The sequence below is a fragment of the Pseudocitrobacter sp. RIT415 genome (assembly GCF_003057695.2).
Taxonomy (GTDB): Bacteria; Pseudomonadota; Gammaproteobacteria; order Enterobacterales; family Enterobacteriaceae; genus Pseudocitrobacter; species Pseudocitrobacter faecalis.
This window is the reverse complement of the sequence record NZ_QBJC02000008.1, coordinates 20,218-37,375: the sequence shown is the minus strand read 5'-3', so window position 1 is coordinate 37,375 and position 17,158 is coordinate 20,218. Positions and strand designations below refer to the sequence as shown.

The following is a 17,158-nucleotide window of genomic DNA, read 5'->3' as shown; positions in this document are numbered from 1 at the left end:
GTGTATCTGAGGTTAAGAAGGGCTCTGCAAACTTCGCGAGCAAGGTTAAGTTCAGCAATGGCGTAGCAAATCAGTTCGGCAATAATTTCAACAGGCTAAACGCCTCCTTCATTCTCTCTTCACTCACCACAAAGGCGCGAAGCTGCTGGCTTTCATCATAGCCCTGGGCAAGCATACCCTGCGCGCTGGTGGCGATAGTCCAGTTCAGATCCTGACGGCGCGTTTCCCCCGCCAGATGCAGCGGCAGATCCGGCGTTTTTACTTTCACCAGCATGTGCGGCAATTTCAGTTCACCGCTCTGGCCGAGCAGATTCTTCGCCAGACACATCGCACTTAGCAGAATTGGTTGCAGGAAGGGCAGCACGGCGCCGTTGATCTCCGCGCAGTCGCCCAGTGCGTAGATATCCGGGTTACTGGTTTGCATCGCGCTGTTGACCTTCACGCCGCGATTGATCTCTACACCCGCGTGTCGCGCCAGCGCGGTTTCCGGGCGCAAACCCGTTGCGGCGACGACCGCATCCACTTCAACCTGACGATTGCGGTCAAACTGCGCCACAATCCCGGTGGAAGTTTGCGCCAGCGATTGTAACTGGGTTTTCAGCAGCAAATGTACGCCCATGTCGGTCAGGCGATGTTGCAGGCGGCTGCTCACTTCCGGCGGCATCAGTGACGCCAGAATGCAGGCGGAGTTATCCACTACCGTCACCGCTTTGCCTGCGCGACTGAAGTCCATCGCCAGTTCGGTGCCAATCAGCCCGCCGCCGATAATCAGTACGCGCTGCGCATCACGCAGGGTACTCTGCGCGGCCCCGAATTCCTGCTGGCTGTTGAGGGTCAGCATCAGCTCTTTTCCGGGAACCGGCGGTACGATGGTCGATGCGCCTGTCGCCAGCACCAGTTTGTCGTAGCGCCACTCTCTGTCCTGACTTTTCACCACTTTGGCCTGTGCATCAATGTCGCTCACCCAGGTTTGCGGAAACAGATTCAGGTTGTACTGCTCGGCAAACTCGCCCGCAGTTTGCAACGTCAGGTCGGCGGCGGTTTGCCCCCGGCTGACAACGTGGCTGAGATCCGGCTTGTTGTATTCATCAATGCTGTCGGCGGCGATCAAAGTCAGCGGCACGGTGGCATCCTGTTTGCGAATGTTTTTCACCAACTGGCGGGCCGCAAAGCCCGAGCCGATGAGCACGATGCCATTATTCATTTTGCCTCCGTTGCCAGTACGTCGAAGACGTCTTTACCCAGTGAGCATTCCGGGCACAGGAAGTTGTCCGGTACCTCGCTCCAGGGCGTGCCCGGCTGGACATCCTGGTTCGGCTCGCCTTTTGCCGGATCGTAAATCCACTGGCAGACGCTGCACTGCATACTTGGGCCGAGGTCGGCGGCAGCGGCGGCTGCACAGGCACATTCTTCCTGCGCGGTTGTCACTTTCGCGCTCACCTCTGGCAGCGGCGCAAGCGCCCACTGGCGGGCGATTTCACGACCGTGTTCGCGACACACTTCCAGTGCGTCGAAGTCAGGACGCCATTTGGCTTTCAGGCTCAGCGACATTTCAAAACCGGCATCCTGCAAGCGGGTAGAGAGACGGTCAACCGCGCCGCCGCTCCAGCCATGTGAACCGAATGCGCTGGCACGTTTGTTACGGAAACGCAGACCGGTCATCTCTTCGACCAGACCGGCGATTTTCGGCATCATCACGTTGTTCATGGTTGATGTCCCGACCAGCACGCCCTTAGAACGGAAAACGTTGGTCAGGATTTCGTTTTTATCGCTGCGGGCGACGTTGAAGATTTTCACCGCCACGCGTGGGTCAACTTCATTGATGCCCTGAGCAATTGCGTCCGCCATCATACGGGTGTTGTTCGACATGGTGTCGTAGAAAATCGTGATGCGGTCTTCCTGATAATCGGCCGCCCATTTCAGATACAGCTCAACGATTTGCGTCGGGTTGTCACGCCATACCACACCGTGGGAGGTGGCAATCATATCGACCGGCAGGTTGAAGCCGAGGATCTCGGTAATTTTTGGCGTCACCAGACGGCTGAACGGCGTCAGGATATTGGCGTAGTAGCGCTGGCACTGTTCGAACAGTTCGGTCTGATCCACTTCGTCGTTGAACAGACGTTCGTCGCAGTAGTGCTGACCAAAGGCGTCGTTACTGAACAATACCGCATCGCCAGTCATGTAAGTCATCATACTGTCCGGCCAGTGCAGCATCGGAGTTTCAACGAAGATCAATTGTTTGCCGTTGCCGATATCCAGGCTGTCGCCGGTTTTCACCGTATGGAAATTCCATTCCGGGTGGTGGTGGTGGCCGTTGATGGAATCAATGGCGTTGGTGGTGCAGTAAATCGGGGTGTTCGGGATGTAAGACATCAGCTCCGTCAGCGCACCGGCGTGGTCTTCTTCCGCGTGGTTGATGATGATGTAGTCGATGTCGTTCAGGTCGATTTCGCTGCGCAGGTTCTGCACGAATTCGCGGCTGAATTTATGGTCAACAGTGTCGATCAGGACATTTTTACCTTCACGGATCAGATAGCTGTTATAGCTGCTGCCGCGCAGCGTTTTATATTCGGTACCGTGAAAATCACGCACTTCCCAGTCACGTTGGCCAACCCAATGAATGTTATTTTTAACCAGAATAGACATAGCAACCTCAATCAAATGCAATGTTTTTAAAAAGATGTATTGCTTATTGCAGGTTGTGTGCCAACTTTTTAAGTTGTTGTTTTATCTGTATTTAATATTTTTTCGTGCATGGTTGTTGTCAAAATGACTGTTATTGATACAGTCAATATGACAACATGCATTGTCAAAAAGACAATGAGGTTACGATGAGTTTCTCGGTCGATGTACTGGCGAATATCGCCATCGAACTACAACGCGGTGTTGGCCATCAGGATCGCTTTCAGCGCTTAATCACCACGCTGCGTCAGGTGCTGGAGTGCGACGCGTCGGCGCTACTGCGCTATGAAGCACGGCAGTTTGTTCCGCTGGCGATCGACGGGCTGGCGCAGGATGTGCTGGGCCGCCGCTTTACGCTGGAAGGGCATCCTCGTCTTGAAGCCATTGCCCGCGCGGGGGATGTCGTCCGCTTCCCCGCAGACAGTGATTTGCCCGACCCCTACGATGGATTAATTCCCGGTCAGGAGAGCCTGAAAGTGCATGCCTGCGTTGGCTTGCCGCTGTTTGCCGGGCAGAACCTGATTGGCGCGTTGACGCTTGATGCGATGGTGCCGGAGCAGTTCGATGTCTTCAGCGATGAAGAGTTGCGTTTGATCTCCGCGCTGGCCGCCGGGGCGCTGAGTAACGCCCTGCTGATTGAACAACTGGAAAGTCAGAATATGTTGCCGGGGGCACCTGCCGCGTTTGAACACGTCGCCTGTACCGACATGATTGGCCTGTCGCCGAACATGATGCAGCTGAAAAAAGAGATAGAGATTGTCGCGGCGTCCGATCTCAACGTACTGATCAGCGGTGAAACAGGCACCGGGAAAGAGCTGGTGGCGAAATCGATTCATGAAGGTTCCCCGCGAGCGGCTAATCCGCTGGTCTATCTTAACTGCGCGGCGCTGCCAGAAAGCGTGGCGGAAAGTGAACTCTTCGGTCATGTAAAGGGGGCGTTTACCGGGGCTATCAGCAACCGTAGCGGTAAGTTTGAAATGGCCGATAACGGCACGCTGTTCCTTGATGAAATTGGTGAGCTGTCGCTGGCGTTGCAGGCCAAGCTGCTGCGCGTATTGCAGTATGGCGACATTCAGCGTGTGGGGGATGACCGCAGTCTGCGGGTCGATGTGCGCGTGTTGGCGGCCACCAACCGCGACCTGCGTGAAGAGGTGCTGGCCGGGCGTTTTCGCGCCGATCTGTTCCATCGTCTGAGCGTCTTTCCACTCTCCGTGCCACCGCTGCGCGAACGCGGCGATGATGTAGTGCTGCTGGCAGGCTATTTCTGCGAACAGTGCCGGTTGCGTTTGGGGTTATCGCGGGTGATTTTAAGCGCCGGAGCGAGGGCGCATTTGCTGAGTTACGCCTGGCCGGGCAACGTGCGTGAGCTGGAACATGCGGTGCACCGCGCGGTCGTGCTGGCGCGCGCAACGCGGAGCGGTGGCGATGTGATCCTTGAAGCGCAGCATTTTGCGTTTGAGGAGAGCGCGGTTGCGCCAGTCATGGAAAGTGAAGCGCCAGCGTTACCAGCGTGTCACAACCTGCGTGACGCCACCGAACATTTTCAGCGTGAGATGATTCGTCAGGCGCTGGCGCAAAACAGTAACAACTGGGCGGCCAGCGCACGGGCGCTGGAGACAGACGTCGCCAACCTGCATCGGCTGGCGAAACGTCTGGGGATGAAGGATTAAAGAATACCGGCCTGATAGAAGTTTTGCAGGTTGATCGCGCCGACCAGTTGGCCGTTGTCATCCACCACCGGCGCGGCGCTGATTTTTTTCTTCATCAGCTGCTCTTTGGCATCAATAGCGCGGCTCTGCGCATTCAGCGTAGTGCCGTTCACCGTCATCGCCAGGCTGACGTTATCCGCCAGTGCGCCACCGCCAACCAGCCAGCGGCGCAGGTCGCCATCGGTAAACACGCCTTTCACCTGCAACAGCTCATCACAGACGGCAACCAGGCCCAGCCCGGTGCGGCTCAGTTCGAGCATGGCGTCCATAATACTGGCGTGGATGCTCACCTGCGGTACGTCGGCATCGCGGCGCATCAGATGATGCACTTTATTCAGTAAGCGTGCGCCCAGCGCGCCAGCCGGATGTGAACGGGCAAAATCTTCCTCATTGAAACCTCGCGCCTGCATCACGGCCATCGCCAGCGCATCGCCCATCATTAGCGTGTTCACAGTGCTGGAGGTGGGGGCAAGACGCATCGGGCAGGCTTCACGCTCAACGGAAATATCCAGAACGGCTTTTGCGGCTAAACCTAACGGTGAGTGCGATTTGCCGGTCATCGCCAGCAGGACAACGGACTTTTCTTCCAGCCGCGGGATAATTAAATCCAGCTCTTTCGCGCCGCCGGAGTAGGAGATAAACAGCATCACATCCTGACTTTCCACCATACCCAGATCGCCGTGCAGCGCTTCAGCCGGGTGAACAAAGAACGCGGGTGTGCCGGTGCTGGCGAAGGTTGCGGCAAGTTTTTTACCGATATGGCCCGATTTACCGATACCGGAAACAATCAGTTTGCCTTTGCAATGAATGATGGCTTCGGCGGCTTTGATAAAGTCATCACCCAGGCGGTCCGGCAGTTGGCTGGCTTCATGAAGTTCCAGCATCAGCGTTTGACGGCCCGCTTCCAGTAAAAAAGTGTTTTCCGCAATCATGGCGTTGCATCCTGTCATTTTTGAATATTATACGTGTAGGGCTCGGCATTCACCGAGGTGCGGCATAAGGGTACTGATTTTGTCCGGTCAATACCAATGGCGCGATCAAGGTTAAGGAGGGGGGAAGTTTTTTTATCCACGATACGTTATGGCGCTTCCTTGAGGCGTTGCGATTGCTTTACCATAATTACCTCTTGCCGATATTGTTAAATGGATGTCCCATGTTGAAGCGTCGTTATATCGCCTTACTGCCCTTGTGTGTCCTGCTCGCTGCCTGTAGCAGCAAACCGAAAACCGCCGCCGCACCGGCAACGGCTGGCACGCCATCCGGCGGTTTCCTGCTGGAGCCGCAGCACAATGCGCTGATCCCGACCGGTGATTTTGCCAATAACCCGGCGGCAGAGCAGTTCATCGATAAGATGGTGAGCAAGCACGGCTTTGACCGACAACAGTTGCACGAAATTCTCTCCCAGGCGAAGCGTCTTGATTATGTGTTGCGTCTGATGGATCGCCAGGCACCGACCGGTTTGCCGCCGAGTGGGCCAAACGGCGCGTGGCTGCGCTATCGCAAACAGTTTATTACCCCGGACAACGTGCAAAACGGCGTCGCATTCTGGAATCAACATGAAGCCGCGCTGAAACGCGCGTGGCAGGTGTACGGTGTGCCGCCGGAAATTATCGTCGGTATTATCGGCGTTGAAACCCGCTGGGGCCGCGTGATGGGTAAAACCCGTATCCTCGATGCGCTGGCGACGCTCTCCTTTAATTATCCGCGCCGTGCAGAGTACTTCTCTGGCGAACTGGAAACCTTCTTGCTGATGGCGCGCGATGAAAGCGATGACCCGCTGGATCTGAAAGGTTCCTTCGCGGGTGCAATGGGTTACGGCCAGTTTATGCCGTCCTCTTACAAACAGTACGCCGTTGATTTTAATGGTGACGGACACATTAACCTGTGGGACCCGGAAGATGCTATCGGCAGCGTGGCGAACTACTTCAAACAGCACGGTTGGGTGAAGGGCGACCAGGTGGCGGTGCAGGCGATGGGCCAGGCACCAGGGCTGGAAAACGGCTTTAAAACCAAATACAGCGTGTCGCAGCTTGCTGCCGCGGGCCTGACGCCGATGGATTCGCTGGGCAACCATCAGCAGGCCAGCCTGCTGCGTCTGGATGTCGGCACTGGTTATCAGTACTGGTACGGTTTGCCGAATTTCTACACTATCACCCGCTATAACCACAGCACGCACTATGCGATGGCTGTCTGGCAGCTTGGCCAGGCCGTCGCGCTGGCTCGCGTTCAGTAATCCCGCTTCCCCTCCCGTCCGGGAGGGGAGTTACATTTCGATACACCCTCATGTGCTGACAAGGATTTACATTTCTCTGCCTGCTGTTTATTGTTATGTTATAACATAATCATTGGGGCGGTATTCATGTCACCTTCGCTTTTTTCTCTCTCCAGCCTGAGGCGACTGGCAGGCGCATGTCTGCTGTTGGCGTTTATTTGGCTCGTCGCCTGGTGGGCGGTATCACTGCCATGATCGTGCTCGATAACCTTTGCATCGGCTATGACGGCGAGGCGATTGCGCCCCCCGTCGATGGACGCATTACGCGCGGCAACCTGATGGCGATCGTCGGGGCGAATGGCTGCGGCAAATCGACACTGTTGAAAACGCTGGCCGGATTCATTCCGCCCGTGAGCGGTAAAGTGCGCTGGCAGGTGCGGCGTCCGGTTATTGGCTGGCTGGCGCAGCGACAGGAGCTCGATCAGCAGTTTCCGTTAACGGTGCAGGATGTGGTGTCTCAGGGGGCGTGGCCGCGCCTCTCTTTGCTGTACGGCATGGGGCCGGGGATGCGCAAACGTATAGCGACAGCGCTGGAGCGCGTCGGGCTGTTGTCACTGGCGAAAGCTCCGATTAACACCCTATCCGGCGGCCAGTTCCAGCGCATGCTCTTTGCCCGCATTTTAGTGCAGCAGGCTCCGCTGGTGATGCTGGATGAACCCTTTACTGGCGTCGATGAAACGACTACGGAGATGTTGATGTCGCTCATTCTGGATATGCAGCGGCACGGGCAAACGGTGCTGGCGGTGCTGCATGACAGCGAAAAAGTGGCGCGCTTCTTTCCACAGGTGCTGGAGTTAGGCGGCGTGCGCGCAATCTCCCCGCTGTTACCCGCGAGGTCAGCATGATCTGGCACATCTTCTTTCAGCCGTTTATTGAGTTCGGCTTTATGCGTCGGGCGCTGATGGTGTGCCTCGCGCTTTCACTAAGCACAACGCTGCTTGGCGTATTTCTTCTGCTGCGGCGGATGAGCTTAATGGGCGATGCGCTGTCGCACGCCATACTTCCCGGCGTTGCTGTGGGCTATTTAATGAATGGAATGTCATTGCTGGCAATGACGATCGGCGGTTTCGTGGCAGGGATCGCCGTGGCGTTGGGGGCGGGTTGGGTAAGCCGTCGCACGCTCCTGAAAGAGGATGCCAGCTTTGCCGGATTCTACCTGGGCTCGCTGGCGCTGGGCGTCACGTTGGTGTCACTGCGCGGCTCAAACGTCGATCTGCTTCATCTGCTGTTTGGCTCCATTCTGGCGGTGGATGGCCCGTCAGCGCTGTTTGTCGCGCTGGTGGCCAGCATCACGCTGATCGCCCTGGCGGTGTGTTATCGCGGGCTGGTGGTTGAAGCGTTCGACAGCAGTTGGTTGCAGGTAAATGCGCGCTGGCTGCCGTCTGCGCTGCACGGATTGTTCCTCGCCCTGCTGGTGCTGAATCTGGTGGCCGGATTTCAGGTGTTGGGCACGTTGATGGCGGTGGGCGTAATGATGCTGCCCGCAATAGCGGCCCGCTGCTGGGCGCAAACACTGCCAGCTATGCTCTGGCTGGCGGGGCTGTGCGGCGTGCTTTGCGCTTGGATGGGGCTTAGCCTGTCGTGGGCGGCAAGCCTGCCCGCCGGGCCGTCTATCGTTCTGACCGCCAGTCTGATTTTTCTTTTTTCGCTAATTTTTGGCACGCGCAGCAGGCTGGCCTACCGCCTGCGTGCGCTTTTTAACTGAGGGGAGGGTATGAAAATGAAGAAGGTGATTCTGGCGCTGGCGTTGGGGTTAATCACGCAGGGCGCGATGGCGAAAACGCTCAATGTTGTCACCAGTTTTTCGGTGTTGGGCGATATCACGCAACAGGTTGGGGGCGATGCGGTGAAGGTGACGACGCTGGTGGGGCCGGACGGCGATCCCCATACTTTTGAGCCGTCGCCAAAAGAGAGCGCGTTGCTGAGCAAAGCGGATGTGGTGGTGGTTAACGGCCTGGGGCTGGAAGGGTGGATTGACCGATTGGTCAAAGCGTCCGGGTTTAAAGGGCAATTGGTCGTTGCCTCGCAGGGTGTCGCTACGCAAACCCTGGAAGAAGACGGACAAACGGTGACGGACCCGCACGCCTGGAATAATGTGGCGAACGGCGTCATTTATGCGCAGAACATTACCGAGGGGCTCGCCAAAGCGGACCCGCAGGACGCCAGTGCCATAAAAGCACGCGGTACGAAATATGTGGCTGAACTCAGGGCGCTCGATAGCTGGGTGAAGCAGCGCTTCAGCCCGATTCCGCGCGATAAGCGTAAGGTACTGACCAGCCACGATGCGTTCGGCTATTTCGCCAAAGCGTATCAGGTGGACTTCCTGTCGCCGCAGGGGCTGTCATCGGAAAGCGAAGCGAACGCAGCGGATGTCGGCGCGTTGATTAAACAAATCAAAGCTGATGGTGTGCACACCTGGTTTATGGAAAACCAGCTCGACCCACGTCTGGTAAAACAGATTGCATCCGCGACCGGCGCGCAGGCGGGTGGCGAGCTTTATCCGGAAGCGTTATCGAAACCGGGCGGCGTGGCGGATAGCTACGTGAATATGGTGCGACATAACGTGGAGACTATTGTTAGCAGCATGCAGTAATCTCGGTCGGCCCGTAGGGGCCGACACTTATTTCACGTTGCCTTGCCCGGCTTTAAGTGAACTCACTGTTTTGCCCAACCGCAGGGCATAAATCAGACATACCAGGCCGAGCAATGCTTCAACTGCCATATACAATGCATCAAACGGGCCCGAACTGATACTTAACCCCACTTTCACTAATGTGAACAGGCCGCAAAAAAACATAATTAAGCGTAACTGTTCCGTTTTCTTGAGTTTTTTTTCAGTCTCTGGATCGTGTGTCGACATATCCTTAGTCCTTCCATTTTCAGGGTAGTTTCCCGGTGAAATTATCTCACTGTGTTTTTCAGGCTGCTATCCGAAAAGCACCAGGGCAATGCTTGCGATCCATTTTCTGAACCCCCCTCGTAAAATCGATACCTCGCCCCCATCTGTGTTGGGAAAGTGCTATCTTGTCCGACAGATATCTACCTGACAGGAGGGATGATGACTGACAGCGAATTATTTCAACTGAGCGAAAAGGTCGGGCAGGCGCTGAAAGCGCAGGGTGCGACAGTCACCGCGGCAGAATCTTGCACCGGAGGCTGGATTGCAAAAACCCTGACCGATGTCGCGGGAAGCTCAGCGTGGTTTGAGCGCGGCTTTGTCACCTATAGCAATGAAGCTAAATCGCAAATGATTGGCGTCAGCGCGGTGACGCTGGAACAGCATGGCGCGGTGAGCGAACCGGTAGTGGTCGAAATGGCCGTGGGCGCATTGCGTGCAGCGCGCGCCTCTTATGCGGTATCGGTCAGCGGCATTGCCGGGCCGGATGGCGGCAGCGATGAGAAGCCCGTCGGCACCGTATGGTTTGGCGTGGCAAGCGCGACCGGGCAGGGTGTAACCCAGCGCGAATGCTTCTCGGGCGACCGTGAATCGGTGCGTCGGCAGGCTACGGCATTTGCCTTGCAACTGCTCTGGCAACAATTTCTACAAAATACTTGATACTGTATGACTATACAGTATAATTGCTTCAACAGAACAGAATTCATTCCCCGGGCTTGCTCGGCATGACAGGAGTAAAAATGGCTATCGACGAAAACAAACAGAAAGCGTTGGCGGCAGCACTGGGCCAAATTGAGAAACAATTTGGCAAAGGCTCCATCATGCGCCTGGGTGAAGACCGTTCCATGGACGTGGAAACCATCTCCACCGGTTCGCTTTCACTGGATATCGCACTGGGTGCAGGCGGTCTGCCGATGGGACGTATCGTCGAAATCTACGGGCCTGAATCGTCCGGTAAAACAACGCTGACCCTGCAGGTTATTGCTGCGGCACAGCGTGAAGGCAAAACCTGCGCCTTTATCGATGCAGAGCACGCGCTGGATCCCATCTATGCGCGTAAGCTGGGGGTTGATATCGACAACCTGCTGTGTTCTCAGCCAGATACTGGTGAACAGGCGCTGGAAATCTGTGATGCGCTGGCGCGCTCTGGCGCGGTTGACGTGCTGGTTGTCGACTCCGTTGCGGCACTGACACCAAAAGCGGAAATCGAAGGCGAAATCGGTGACTCTCACATGGGCCTTGCGGCACGTATGATGAGCCAGGCGATGCGTAAGCTGGCGGGTAACCTGAAACAGTCCAACACGCTGCTTATCTTCATCAACCAGATCCGTATGAAAATTGGCGTCATGTTCGGTAACCCGGAAACCACCACTGGCGGTAACGCGCTGAAATTCTATGCGTCCGTTCGTCTGGATATCCGCCGTATCGGCGCGGTGAAAGAGGGCGATAACGTCATCGGTAGTGAAACCCGCGTGAAAGTGGTGAAAAACAAAATCGCCGCACCGTTCAAACAGGCCGAATTCCAGATCCTCTACGGTGAAGGTATTAACTTCCTGGGCGAGCTGGTTGACCTGGGCGTGAAAGAGAAGCTGATCGAAAAAGCGGGTGCCTGGTATAGCTACAACGGCGACAAAATTGGTCAGGGTAAAGCGAATGCTATCTCCTGGCTGAAAGAGAACCCGGCTGCGGCGAAAGAAATCGAGAAAAAAGTGCGCGAGTTACTGCTCAGCAATCAGGATTCTACGCCGGATTTCGTGGTCGATGAAAACGACACGCACGCGAAAGAAACCAACGAAGATTTCTGATAACCTCTCATCAGAAAACAGAAGGGCTGCTAATGCAGCCCTTTTTTGCATTTAAACGATCGGGAGGGTTATGAACGAGAACGCACCACGCCGCTCCGCTTACGCGCGTTTGTTGGATCGTGCCATTCGTATTCTGGCAATGCGAGACCACAGCGAACAGGAGCTACGCCGTAAACTGACGGCCCCGGTGATGACTAAAAACGGCCCCGAACCCATTGATGCGCCGGAAGAAGAGGTCGAAAAAGTGATCGCCTGGTGTCATGAGAATCGCTATCTCGATGACCTGCGATTTGTGCAGCAGTTTATCGCCAGCCGCAGCCGCAAAGGCTACGGCCCGGCGCGTATTCGACAGGAACTCGGGCAAAAAGGCATTGCACGTAATGATATCGAGCAGGCGATGCGCGAGTGTGATATTGACTGGTGTACGCTGGCGCGTGATCAGGCCGAGCGGAAGTACGGTGAACCGTTACCGACAACATTTGCTGAAAAAGTGAAAATCCAGCGCTTTTTGCTTTACCGTGGCTATCTGATGGAAGATATCCAGGAAATATGGCGAAATTTTGCCGATTGAGCGCTCGGGGGTTTTACTTCCCTTTAAAGAAAACTTATCTTATTCCCACTTTTTCCGTCAGGTAGCAAGTTGGACAACAAATAACCTGCTACGACGGCGACCTTTCGTTAGCTTGATTTCAGGATAATTATGAGCAAGAGCACCGCTGAGATCCGTCAGGCGTTTCTCGACTTTTTCCATAGCAAGGGACATCAGGTAGTTGCCAGCAGCTCCCTGGTGCCGAATAACGACCCGACCCTGCTGTTTACCAACGCCGGGATGAACCAGTTCAAGGATGTTTTCCTTGGTCTCGACAAACGTAATTATTCTCGCGCAACTACTGCGCAGCGTTGCGTTCGTGCGGGTGGTAAACATAACGATTTGGAAAACGTCGGTTACACCGCGCGTCACCACACGTTCTTCGAAATGCTGGGCAACTTCAGCTTCGGCGACTACTTCAAACACGACGCTATTCAGTACGCGTGGGAATTACTGACCGGTGAAAACTGGTTCGCCCTGCCGAAAGAGCGTCTGTGGGTGACCGTTTACGAAACCGATGATGAAGCTTACGAAATCTGGGAAAAAGAAGTCGGTATCCCGCGTGAGCGCATCATTCGCATTGGCGACAACAAAGGCGCGCCGTATGCTTCCGATAACTTCTGGCAGATGGGCGATACCGGCCCATGCGGCCCGTGCACCGAGATCTTCTACGATCACGGCGACCACATCTGGGGTGGCCCTCCGGGAACGCCTGAAGAAGACGGCGACCGTTACATTGAAATCTGGAACATTGTCTTCATGCAGTTCAACCGTCAGGCTGACGGCACCATGGAGCCGCTGCCGAAACCGTCCGTCGACACCGGTATGGGTCTGGAACGTATCACAGCGGTACTGCAACACGTCAACTCTAACTATGAAATTGACCTGTTCCGTAAACTGATTGATTCCGTAGCAAAAGTGACCGGCGCGACTGACCTGTCTAACAAGTCACTGCGCGTGATTGCCGACCACATTCGTTCCTGTGCATTCCTGGTTGCCGATGGCGTTACACCGTCGAATGAAAACCGTGGCTACGTGCTGCGCCGCATCATTCGTCGCGCTATTCGTCATGGCAACATGCTGGGTGCGAAAGACACCTTCTTCTACAAGCTGGTTGGCCCGCTGATTGACGTGATGGGTTCTGCCGGTGAAGAACTGAAACGCCAGCAGGCGCAGGTTGAACAGATTCTGAAAACCGAAGAAGAGCAGTTTGCCCGTACGCTGGAACGCGGCCTGGCGCTGCTGGATGAAGAGTTATCTAAGCTGAAGGGCGACACGCTGGATGGCGAAACCGCTTTCCGTCTGTACGACACTTACGGCTTCCCGGTTGACCTGACGGCGGACGTTTGTCGTGAGCGTGGCCTGAAAGTTGACGAAGCAGGCTTTGAAGCTGCGATGGAAGAGCAGCGCCGTCGTGCGCGTGAATCCAGCGGTTTCGGCGCAGACTATAACGCGATGATCCGCGTTGATGGCGCGTCAGAATTCAAAGGTTACGATCATCTCGAACTGAACGGCAAAGTCACTGCACTGTTTATCGACGGTAAAGCGGTTGAAAGCGTGGCGGCCGGTCAGGAAGCGGTAGTCATTCTGGACCAGACCCCGTTCTATGCGGAATCTGGCGGTCAGGTTGGCGATAAAGGCGAGCTGAAAGGCGCGGGCTTTAGCTTCAGCGTGAATGATACGCAGAAATATGGTCAGGCGATTGGTCATCTCGGCAAGCTGACGACAGGTTCTCTGAAAGTGGGCGACGCGGTTCAGGCTGATGTTGACGAAGCGCGTCGTGCGCGTATTCGACTGAACCACTCGGCGACACACCTGATGCACGCAGCGCTGCGCCAGATTCTTGGCACGCACGTGGCGCAGAAAGGCTCTCTGGTCAATGACAAAGTGCTGCGTTTCGATTTCTCGCATTTCGAAGCGATGAAACCGGAAGAGATTCGTGCGGTCGAAGATCTGGTGAATGCCCAGATTCGTCGTAACCTGCCGATTGAGACTAACGTAATGGATCTCGACGCGGCAAAAGCGAAGGGCGCGATGGCGCTGTTCGGTGAAAAATATGATGACCGCGTTCGCGTGCTGAGCATGGGCGATTTCTCTACCGAGCTGTGCGGCGGAACTCACGCTTCACGCACCGGTGACATCGGCCTGTTCCGTATTGTGTCCGAATCCGGAACGGCGGCGGGTGTTCGTCGTATCGAAGCGGTTACCGGTGAAGGCGCGATTGCCAGCCTGCATGCAGAAAGCGATCGTTTGAGTGATATCGCCCAGTTGTTGAAAGGCGATAGCCATAACCTGACGGAAAAAGTGCGTACTGTTCTGGAACGTACCCGTCAACTGGAAAAAGAGCTGCAGCAGCTGAAAGAGCAGGCGGCAGCGCAGGAGAGTGCAAACCTTTCCAGCAAAGCAGAAAACATCAACGGCGTTAAGCTGCTGGTGAGCGAGCTTTCCGGCGTTGAGCCGAAAATGCTGCGCACAATGGTTGACGATCTGAAGAATCAGCTGGGTTCCGCCATTATTGTGCTGGCGACCGTGGCTGACGATAAGGTTTCTCTGATTGCGGGCGTCTCTAAGGATGTCACTGACCGCGTAAAAGCAGGGGAACTTATCGGCATGGTGGCTCAACAAGTTGGTGGTAAAGGCGGTGGTCGTCCGGATATGGCGCAAGCCGGTGGTACCGATGCGACGGCGCTTCCAGCGGCATTGTCCAGTGTGAAAGGCTGGGTGAGCGCGAAGCTGTAATTACGCAAGACATAAAATAAATCCTGTGTGGGCGTCTTAACGTTAATTGTTAAGACGCCTTGCATATGGAGTACTGATAACGATAAAGTCAGGTTGAAGTCATGTATATCGGCTAAACTTACGTTTAACAGAATGTGATGCCGTGAACGTTACACCAGGGTGTGAGTCACAGCGTACGTTTGGCGTTATGCACGAAGCGTTCAGGTCAAATCAAGGAAGCCTGATGTTGAGTGTGTATATGATGGATATGCCGGGATACAGAGAGACCCGACTCTTTTAATCTTTCAAGGAGCAAAGAATGCTGATTCTGACTCGTCGAGTTGGTGAGACCCTCATGATTGGAGATGAGGTCACTGTGACAGTTTTAGGGGTGAAGGGTAACCAGGTGCGTATCGGCGTTAACGCTCCGAAAGAAGTATCCGTTCACCGTGAAGAGATCTACCAGCGTATCCAAGCTGAAAAATCCCAGCAGTCCAGTTACTAAGTTCTCGCGTCTCACCTCTCCGGTGAGACGCATCCTTTCCAGAATTCCCGTTTTACCGCTTCGTTTTCTTCTCGCAATCTTCTTTTTTCTGCCCGCCGTGATTTTATCGCCACTGCTGTGCCACATTCTTTCTGTTTTGTTTTACTGTGAGTTAGGGATTTTACTGTTGAGAAAACAGGCTTTTTGCCGTTTTTACCGCCTAATTGTGCGCGAAGTGTGCAAACGATAAAAGGTCTCGAAAAATTGTTTGACTTATAAAGCCCAGAAAGTAATATGTGCGCCACGCAGCGACGAAGAGCTTTTAACGAGTTCTCCGAAGCACTCGTAAGAGGCGTGTGGTGAGGTGGCCGAGAGGCTGAAGGCGCTCCCCTGCTAAGGGAGTATGCGGTCAAAAGCTGCATCCGGGGTTCGAATCCCCGCCTCACCGCCATTTTGCATCCGTAGCTCAGCTGGATAGAGTACTCGGCTACGAACCGAGCGGTCGGAGGTTCGAATCCTCCCGGATGCACCATCTTACTTAACATTGCATTAGTGATGTTAAATCAGCGTAGTAAAGCAAGTTTACCGATGCATCCGTAGCTCAGCTGGATAGAGTACTCGGCTACGAACCGAGCGGTCGGAGGTTCGAATCCTCCCGGATGCACCATCTCTTGTTTTAACGAATAGTATTTCCCGATGCATCCGTAGCTCAGCTGGATAGAGTACTCGGCTACGAACCGAGCGGTCGGAGGTTCGAATCCTCCCGGATGCACCATCTTCTCCTGGATTACAGCTAGTCTCTTACTTCCCCGATACACTTATAAATCCTAATTTGTTCTAAACCCTCCCTCACGACATATTTCCAACGCGTCTGTCAGCGACAAAAACCGCCTTTTACGTTAAAGTAACATCTCACTTTATCTGTCTGTGAGAACGTGATGTACGAACGCTACGCGGGATTAATCTTTGATATGGATGGCACTATCCTGGATACCGAGCCTACGCACCGTAAAGCGTGGAACGAGGTGCTGGGGCGTTATGGTATGCGTTTCGACGAGCAGGCGATGGTTGCCCTTAACGGTTCTCCTACCTGGCGTATCGCCCAGGCCATCATTGAGCTTCATCAGGCCGATCTCGACCCTCATCTTCTGGCACAGGAAAAAACAGCCGCCGTTAAAGCGATGCTGCTGGATTCTGTGACGCCGTTACCGCTGATTGATGTGGTGAAAGCCTGGCACGGACGTCGCCCGATGGCGGTCGGTACAGGCAGCGAGAGCGCTATTGCTGAAGCGTTGCTTGCGCATCTGGGTCTGCGTCACTATTTTTCTGCGGTGGTCGCCGCCGATCACGTCAAAAATCACAAACCCGCGCCTGATACTTTCCTGCTTTGCGCACAACGCTTAGGCGTGGCGCCGGAAAAATGCGTCGTGTTTGAAGATGCGGATTTTGGCCTGCAGGCGGCCAGAAGCGCCGGTATGGACGCTGTTGACGTTCGTCTGCTGTGAGTGACGGGCTGGCGCTGGCATCGTTGTTCGCTAGCAGTTTCCTGAGCGCAACACTGCTGCCGGGGAACTCGGAAGCGGTGCTTGTCGCGCTCCTCGTCTCTGGCCTCAGTCACCCCTGGCTTTTAGTATTAATAGCAACAATGGGTAATAGCCTTGGTGGGGCAACAAACGTTATCCTTGGACGGTTGTTTCCCGTGCGTAAGCAATCGCGCTGGCAGGAAAAAGCAACATCCTGGTTAAAACGTTATGGCGCAGCCACACTGTTACTGAGCTGGATGCCCGTGATCGGTGATTTACTGTGTCTGCTGGCGGGATGGATGCGCATCTCCTGGGGGCCGGTGCTCTTTTTTTTATGTCTTGGAAAAGCGTTACGCTACATCGCTGTAGCGGCGGCGACGCTCCAGGGTATGACGTGGTGGCACTAATTGGATTGCTTGTGACCTTTAATCGTCAACCATTACAATTATGCTTAATAAAATGATATCGACAGGCGGG

Annotated in this window: 16 protein-coding genes and 4 tRNA genes; 16 read left to right on the top strand and 4 right to left on the bottom strand. The window is 55.0% G+C overall.

From position 1 onward, the window contains the following. Positions 1-70: 70 nt before the first annotated feature. Together norW and norV are read right to left on the bottom strand one after the other, a co-directional pair. Positions 71-1,204 (bottom strand): NADH:flavorubredoxin reductase NorW, encoded by a 1,134-nt coding sequence (norW, locus tag DBY68_RS10325; RefSeq protein WP_108476409.1) that lies wholly within the window; start codon positions 1,202-1,204, stop codon positions 71-73. Continuing rightward, a complete protein-coding gene (gene norV / locus DBY68_RS10320) occupies positions 1,201-2,649 on the bottom strand; it encodes an anaerobic nitric oxide reductase flavorubredoxin (protein WP_108476410.1) in 1,449 nt (482 codons plus the stop codon). Before norV ends, norW begins: the two co-directional genes overlap by 4 nt. 185 nt (positions 2,650-2,834) lie before the next feature. Between norV and norR the strand changes: the two genes are divergently transcribed. Continuing rightward, the gene (gene norR / locus DBY68_RS10310; RefSeq protein WP_108476411.1) at positions 2,835-4,355 is read left to right on the top strand and encodes a nitric oxide reductase transcriptional regulator NorR; all 1,521 of its coding nucleotides are present in this window, start codon (positions 2,835-2,837) and stop codon (positions 4,353-4,355) included. Here the strand turns inward: norR and gutQ are convergent. Continuing rightward, positions 4,352-5,326 carry an arabinose-5-phosphate isomerase GutQ gene (gene gutQ / locus DBY68_RS10305; RefSeq protein ID WP_108476412.1) on the bottom strand — a complete coding sequence of 325 codons (975 nt, stop codon included), beginning with the start codon at positions 5,324-5,326 and terminating at the stop codon, positions 4,352-4,354. The genes norR and gutQ overlap by 4 nt on opposite strands. 221 nt (positions 5,327-5,547) lie before the next feature. Between gutQ and mltB the strand changes: the two genes are divergently transcribed. The 4 genes from mltB to DBY68_RS10285 all read left to right on the top strand — a co-directional run bounded on the left by mltB (position 5,548) and on the right by DBY68_RS10285 (position 9,259). Next, a complete protein-coding gene (gene mltB, locus DBY68_RS10300) occupies positions 5,548-6,627 on the top strand; it encodes a lytic murein transglycosylase B (protein ID WP_108476413.1) in 1,080 nt (359 codons plus the stop codon). Between the two features lie 197 nt (positions 6,628-6,824). Beyond that, the gene (locus DBY68_RS10295; RefSeq protein WP_189624005.1) at positions 6,825-7,511 is read left to right on the top strand and encodes an ATP-binding cassette domain-containing protein; all 687 of its coding nucleotides are present in this window, start codon (positions 6,825-6,827) and stop codon (positions 7,509-7,511) included. Next, complete coding sequence (locus DBY68_RS10290; protein WP_108476415.1) at positions 7,508-8,371, top strand: metal ABC transporter permease; 864 nt, start codon at positions 7,508-7,510, stop codon at positions 8,369-8,371. The genes DBY68_RS10295 and DBY68_RS10290 overlap by 4 nt, the downstream gene beginning before the upstream one ends. 9 nt (positions 8,372-8,380) lie before the next feature. Then, complete coding sequence (locus DBY68_RS10285; protein WP_108476416.1) at positions 8,381-9,259, top strand: metal ABC transporter substrate-binding protein; 879 nt, start codon at positions 8,381-8,383, stop codon at positions 9,257-9,259. A 27-nt stretch (positions 9,260-9,286) separates the two neighbouring features. Here DBY68_RS10285 and DBY68_RS10280 read toward each other — a convergent pair whose 3' ends face one another. Then, the gene (locus DBY68_RS10280; RefSeq protein WP_108476417.1) at positions 9,287-9,526 is read right to left on the bottom strand and encodes a hypothetical protein; all 240 of its coding nucleotides are present in this window, start codon (positions 9,524-9,526) and stop codon (positions 9,287-9,289) included. 198 nt (positions 9,527-9,724) lie between these two features. Between DBY68_RS10280 and pncC the strand changes: the two genes are divergently transcribed. The 11 genes from pncC (at position 9,725) to DBY68_RS10225 (ending at position 17,088) form a co-directional block, all read left to right on the top strand. Next, positions 9,725-10,222: a nicotinamide-nucleotide amidase gene (gene pncC, locus DBY68_RS10275; protein ID WP_108476418.1), complete on the top strand. Its 498-nt coding sequence runs from the start codon at positions 9,725-9,727 to the stop codon at positions 10,220-10,222. Between the two features lie 80 nt (positions 10,223-10,302). Then, entirely contained in the window at positions 10,303-11,367 is a 1,065-nt protein-coding gene (recA, locus tag DBY68_RS10270) for a recombinase RecA (RefSeq protein WP_108476419.1), read from the top strand. Positions 11,368-11,437: 70 nt separating this feature from the next. Then, complete coding sequence (gene recX, locus DBY68_RS10265; protein WP_108476420.1) at positions 11,438-11,938, top strand: recombination regulator RecX; 501 nt, start codon at positions 11,438-11,440, stop codon at positions 11,936-11,938. Positions 11,939-12,067: 129 nt separating this feature from the next. Further along, positions 12,068-14,695, top strand: a complete 2,628-nt coding sequence (gene alaS / locus DBY68_RS10260) for an alanine--tRNA ligase (protein ID WP_108476421.1) — start codon at positions 12,068-12,070, stop codon at positions 14,693-14,695. A 298-nt stretch (positions 14,696-14,993) separates the two neighbouring features. Further along, entirely contained in the window at positions 14,994-15,179 is a 186-nt protein-coding gene (gene csrA / locus DBY68_RS10255) for a carbon storage regulator CsrA (protein WP_000906486.1), read from the top strand. 337 nt (positions 15,180-15,516) lie between these two features. Further along, positions 15,517-15,609: transfer RNA gene (locus DBY68_RS10250), tRNA-Ser, on the top strand. A 4-nt stretch (positions 15,610-15,613) separates the two neighbouring features. Then, positions 15,614-15,690 (top strand) — tRNA-Arg (locus DBY68_RS10245). A gap of 58 nt (positions 15,691-15,748) precedes the next feature. Continuing rightward, positions 15,749-15,825: transfer RNA gene (locus DBY68_RS10240), tRNA-Arg, on the top strand. A 31-nt stretch (positions 15,826-15,856) separates the two neighbouring features. Continuing rightward, a tRNA-Arg gene (locus DBY68_RS10235) sits at positions 15,857-15,933 on the top strand. A gap of 163 nt (positions 15,934-16,096) precedes the next feature. Then, positions 16,097-16,663 carry a fructose-1-phosphate/6-phosphogluconate phosphatase gene (gene yqaB, locus DBY68_RS10230; protein WP_108476422.1) on the top strand — a complete coding sequence of 189 codons (567 nt, stop codon included), beginning with the start codon at positions 16,097-16,099 and terminating at the stop codon, positions 16,661-16,663. Continuing rightward, positions 16,660-17,088, top strand: coding sequence for a YqaA family protein (locus DBY68_RS10225; RefSeq protein ID WP_108476423.1), 429 nt, complete (start codon positions 16,660-16,662; stop codon positions 17,086-17,088). Before yqaB ends, DBY68_RS10225 begins: the two co-directional genes overlap by 4 nt. Positions 17,089-17,158 lie beyond the last annotated feature (70 nt).